Annotated in this window: 4 protein-coding genes; all 4 read right to left on the bottom strand. The window is 58.0% G+C overall.

The features are described 5' to 3' along the window. Positions 1-86 precede the first annotated feature (86 nt). Entirely contained in the window at positions 87-821 is a 735-nt protein-coding gene (locus ACRESD_RS26470) for an amino acid ABC transporter ATP-binding protein (protein ID WP_431753607.1), read from the bottom strand. Continuing rightward, a complete protein-coding gene (locus ACRESD_RS26465; protein WP_431753606.1) occupies positions 818-1,489 on the bottom strand; it encodes an amino acid ABC transporter permease in 672 nt (223 codons plus the stop codon). The genes ACRESD_RS26470 and ACRESD_RS26465 overlap by 4 nt, the downstream gene beginning before the upstream one ends. Further along, positions 1,489-2,235, bottom strand: a complete 747-nt coding sequence (locus ACRESD_RS26460; protein ID WP_010212762.1) for an amino acid ABC transporter permease — start codon at positions 2,233-2,235, stop codon at positions 1,489-1,491. The genes ACRESD_RS26465 and ACRESD_RS26460 overlap by 1 nt, the downstream gene beginning before the upstream one ends. A gap of 194 nt (positions 2,236-2,429) precedes the next feature. Beyond that, positions 2,430-3,356: a glutamate/aspartate ABC transporter substrate-binding protein gene (locus ACRESD_RS26455; protein ID WP_431753605.1), complete on the bottom strand. Its 927-nt coding sequence runs from the start codon at positions 3,354-3,356 to the stop codon at positions 2,430-2,432. Positions 3,357-3,683 lie beyond the last annotated feature (327 nt).

Genomic DNA, 3,683 nt, shown 5'->3' with positions numbered 1-3,683 from the left:
GAATTAGGGTGCCTGGTTTTAGGGCGGCTTCGCCCCCCAGCGCGGGGCAAGCCCGCTCACTACAAAAAGCCCACGCGGCGTTGGCTTTAGTGCTGCAGGATTTTCTCAAGGAAGTGCTGCGCGCGTTCAGAGCGGGCGCTGATGTCGCCGAAGAACTCTTCTTTCGGGCAGTCTTCGATGATCTTGCCGGCGTCCATGAAGATAACGCGGTCGGCCACTTTGCGGGCGAAGCCCATTTCGTGGGTCACGCACATCATGGTCATGCCTTCGTGGGCCAGTTGCACCATTACGTCCAGCACTTCGTTGACCATTTCCGGGTCCAGCGCCGAGGTTGGTTCGTCGAACAGCATGACGATCGGGTCCATGGCCAGGGCGCGGGCAATTGCTACCCGTTGCTGCTGACCGCCGGACAGTTGGCCCGGATGCTTGTGGGCGTGTGCCGACAGGCCCACGCGGTCGAGCAGTTGCAGGCCCTTCTTGGTGGCTTCTTCCTTGGTGCGGCCGAGCACCTTGATCTGCGCGATGGTCAGGTTTTCGGTGATGGTCAGGTGCGGGAACAGCTCGAAGTGCTGGAACACCATGCCCACGCGCGAGCGCAGTTTCGGCAGGTTGGTCTTCGGGTCGGCGATGGACGTGCCATCGACCACGATGTCGCCCTTCTGGAACGGTTCCAATGCGTTGACGCACTTGATCAGGGTGGATTTGCCCGAGCCCGATGGGCCGCACACCACGATCACTTCGCCTTTTTTAACCTCGGTGCTGCAGTCGGTCAGCACCTGGAAGTCGCCATACCACTTGTTGATGTTCTTGATAGAGATCATACGGCAAACCTTTTTTGCAGACGCTTGACCAGCAGCGAGGCGGAAAAGCTGATGATGAAGTAGACGACACCGGCGAAGATCAGGAACTCATTGGAGCGGCCGATAATGTCGCCGTTGGAGCGGGCGGAGTTGAGGAAGTCCACCAGGCCCACGGTGTAGACCAGCGAGGTGTCCTGGAACAGGATGATCGACTGTTGCAGCAGCAACGGGGTCATCTTGCGGAACGCCTGGGGCAGGATGATCAGGCGCATGGTCTGGCCGTAGGTCATGCCCATCGCTTGTGCTGCGCCCATCTGGCCCTTGGGGATCGACTGCACGCCGGCCCGCACGATTTCGCAGAAGTACGCGGCTTCGAACATCATGAAGGCCACGACGCAGGAGGTGAACGCCCCGATCGGGGTGTCTTCGCCGGTGATCCAGCGCAGCACGAACGGCACCGCCAGGTAGAACCAGGTGATCACCAACAGCAGTGGGATCGAGCGAAAGTAGTTCACATAGGCGCCGGCCAGGCGCGACAGCAGTGTGCTGGACGACAGGCGCATCAGCGCCAGGATCGTACCCAGCGCGATGCCGCCGACCACGCCCATGACCATCAACTGCAGGGTCATGACCATGCCGTTCCACAGGCCGGGGATGGCGGGGATGATGCCGCTGAAATCGAAGTCCATTATTTACCCCCCACGGAGATCAGGCCGGGCACGGCGACTTTCTTCTCGACCAGGCGCATCAGCAACATCAGGCTCATGTTCAGGGTGAAGTAGATCAGGGTGGCCAGGGTGAAGGCTTCAAACAGGTTGGCCGAGAACTCGGCGGTCTGCTTGGTTTGCGCCAGCAGTTCCATCAGGCCGATCAAGGACGCCACGGAGGAGTTCTTGAACACGTTGAGGAATTCCGAGGTAAGCGGCGGAATGATGATCCGATAAGCCTGGGGCAGCAGCACGTTCCAGTAGATCTGCGGCAGCTTGAAACCCATGGCGCGCGCGGCGGACTCTTGGCCACGTGGCAGCGCCTGGATGCCGGTACGTACTTGTTCACACACACGTGCGGCGGTGAACAGGCCCAGGCACACCACCACGCTCAGGTAGGCCGAGGTAGTCGGGTTCAGGTCTTGTTTGTACCAGTCCTGCAGGTTCTGCGGCAGCATATCGGGTACCAGGAAGTACCAGATGAACAGCTGAACCAGCAGCGGCACGTTACGAAACAGTTCCACGTAGCAGGTCGCGATGCCCGATACGATGCGGTTTGGCACGGTGCGCATGACGCCCAGAATGGACCCCAGCAACAAGGCGATAATCCATGCCACGACAGCGATGGCGATGGTCCAGCCCAAGCCGGCGATGTACCAGTCGAGATAAGTCTCGCTGCCCACGCCGGTGGACTTGAAGAACACGCCCCAGTCCCAGTTGTAATTCATTAGGGTCTCCCCTCGAGATCGATCGATGTACAAGCACCCGCTTGGGGAAGATCCTTTCCCGCCTGACGGTGAACGCCAGGCACACGCGATCGGCTCGAAAACCGCCAGGTCGAGTGTTCCAAATTAAAGCCAGCAGGTAGTAACAGACGCCTGAGGGAGAGTTGGCTCCCTCAGGAGATAAGCTTAGTCAGGTATCAGATTTTTACGTCAGGCGCTGGCTTGTCGCTTGGGTTGGCAATCAGCTCCTTCACCTTGTCGCTCATCGGGAAGTTCAGGTTCAGGCCTTTCGGTGGGATCGGGCTTTCGAACCACTTGCTGTAGATCTTGTTGATCTCGCCAGACTTGTACAGGCCAACGATGGCGTCATCGACAGCCTTCTTGAACGCTGGATCGTCTTTACGAACCATGCAGGCATAGGCTTCGAAGGACTGTGGCGTGCCGGTGATGACCCAGTCATCCGGCTTCTTGGCCTTGGCTTCTTCGCCGGCCAGCAGGGCGTCGTCCATCATGAAGGCAACGGCACGGCCGCTTTCCAGCATCTGGAAGGATTCGCCGTGGTCTTTGGCGGAGATGACGTTCATGCCCATCTGCTTGTCGGCGTTCATCGCCTTGATGATGCGCTCGGACGTGGTGCCGGCGGTGGTCACGACGTTCTTGCCTTTCAGGTCGGCAAAGTCAGCGTAGGAAGGCTTGCCATCCTTGTCTTTCTTGACCAGCAGGCGAGTGCCGATTTCGAAGATGTTGACGGTGAAATCAACTTGCTGGGCGCGTTCGGCGTTGTTGGTGGTGGAGCCGCACTCAAGATCCGCGGTGCCGTTCTGGATCAACGGGATACGGGTTTGCGAGGTCACCAGGTTGTACTTGACCTTGAGGTCGGGCTTGTTCAGGTCTTTTTTCAGGGCTTCAACCACAGCCAACTGAACGTCGTGGGAGTAGCCCACAGGTTTGCCCGAACCATCCGCAATGTAGGAAAACGGAATGGAGCTGTCGCGGTGCGCGAGAGTGATGGTGCCGGAGTCGTTGATCTTCTTCAGTGTGCCGGTGAGTTCGGCGGCGAAAACTGGAGTGCTGATCAGAGCAGCAGCGATAGCTGCGCCCAGGATATGGGGAACGATGCGCATCAATACTTCCTCGACATTTGTTTTTTTTATGAAGCCGGCTAAACGGCTCTCTTGTACAGCGAATGCCCGTAACGGCTCCTGAGGCGTCTCAGGCAATCGTCAGGGAGTGTAGAGCATGAGTCGTGCCATACCTTAAATAAAAGGTTAACTGTATGATTTATATGAAGATTAACTTTGCGTGACGGCAAAAAAACCAGCGAGTGGTCCGGCAAACCGAATGGTGTGGTGGGCGACGTTCGGAAAACCGAATGACAGCGCGGATATAAAAAAGCCCCTGGACCTTAAGGTCCAGGGGCTTTTTTATATCCGCGCTGTCATTCGGTTTTC

Origin of the sequence: Pseudomonas sp. (genome assembly GCF_050739995.1) — a bacterium.
Lineage (GTDB): Bacteria > Pseudomonadota > Gammaproteobacteria > Pseudomonadales > Pseudomonadaceae > Aquipseudomonas.
Note: the sequence above shows the minus strand (reverse complement) of the source record. Positions and strands in the feature narration are given on the sequence as shown.